This window comes from Aureimonas ureilytica DSM 18598 = NBRC 106430, from assembly GCF_000382705.1.
Taxonomy (GTDB): domain Bacteria; phylum Pseudomonadota; class Alphaproteobacteria; order Rhizobiales; family Rhizobiaceae; genus Aureimonas; species Aureimonas ureilytica.
This window is the reverse complement of the sequence record NZ_ARQE01000043.1, coordinates 1-1,204: the sequence shown is the minus strand read 5'-3', so window position 1 is coordinate 1,204 and position 1,204 is coordinate 1. Positions and strand designations below refer to the sequence as shown.

The window sequence follows — 1,204 nt, the reverse complement described above, 5'->3', positions numbered from 1 at the left end:
ACCACCGACCCCTTGCCACCCATCAGCGAGGCGCCGCCGATCGCCGCCGCCGCGATCGCGTCGAGTTCCCAGAGATTGCCGAGCGTCGGGTCCGCTGCGCCAAGGCGCCCCACGAGAATGAGGCCGGCGATAGAGGCGAGGCCCCCGGAAATGACATAGGCTGCGATCTTGGTCATCGCCACGGGAACGCCGGCGATGTGCGAAGCCTCCTCGTTGCCGCCGACCGCCAGGAAGTATTCGCCGAGCGGGGTCTTGTTGAGGACGACCCAGACCATCAGCGCCAAGATGGCGACGAGGACCACGGGCGTCGGGACACCCAGAATGTCACCGTTGAAGAGTGCCCGAAACGCCGGCGGGATGCCGAAGATCGGGTTGCCGCCCGTATAGATCAAAGCCGAGGCCCGGTAGAGCGAGAGCGTGCCGAGCGTGACGATGAAGGGCTGAAGCCCACCATAGGCGACGAGCGCCCCATTCACCGCGCCCGCCGCCATGCCGAACAGGATCGCGGCGGGAATGGCGAAGACGATCGGCGTGCCGCCGACCATCAGAGCGGCGGCCGCAACGGCCGCGATGGCGGCTGTGGGGCCGACCGACAGGTCGATGCCGCCCGAGATGATCACGAGCGTCATACCGAGCGCCACGCAGGCATTGATCGAGGACTGCTGAAGGATGTTGAGGATGTTGCGTTCGGTCAGGAAGTTGGGGCTGAGCGCCGCGAAGACGCCGATGATCACGAGAAGCCCGATCAATGTGCCCGCGTCGCGCAGGCCAAAGCTGAGCTTGAAGCCACGCTTGGGAGCGGCGGGAAGGCTGTCGGTGGAGGTCATGAGCGTCACTGTCCCGAACGGGAGGAATGGGAGGAGGAACGGGCGGACTGCGGCACGGCAAGGGCGACGATCGCCTCCTCGCTGATCGCGTCCCGCTCCAGGATGCCGGCGACCGCACCTTCGCGCATCACGAGCACGCGGTCGGAAACACGCAGAATTTCGGGGAGTTCGGACGAGACGACGATCACCGAGCGTCCTTCGGCGGCGAGGCGCTCGATCAGGGCGTAGATCTCGGCCTTGGCGCCGACGTCGATGCCACGTGTCGGCTCGTCGAACAGGAGAATGCGGGCGCCTGCCGCGATCCAGCGACCTATGATCGCCTTCTGCTGGTTGCCGCCGGAGAACTGGCCGATCGGACGTTCGACGTCGAGCGGGCG

The 1,204-nt window shown here is 66.7% G+C and carries 1 protein-coding gene and 1 pseudogene; both read right to left on the bottom strand.

Going from position 1 to position 1,204, the window contains the following annotated elements:
- On the bottom strand, nucleotides 1-827 hold an 827-nt coding region (locus tag B146_RS27445; protein ID WP_019999111.1), incomplete at its 3' end, for an ABC transporter permease.
- 5 nt (nucleotides 828-832) lie between these two features.
- Nucleotides 833-1,204: pseudogene (locus B146_RS29470) on the bottom strand (sugar ABC transporter ATP-binding protein); the annotation flags it as partial.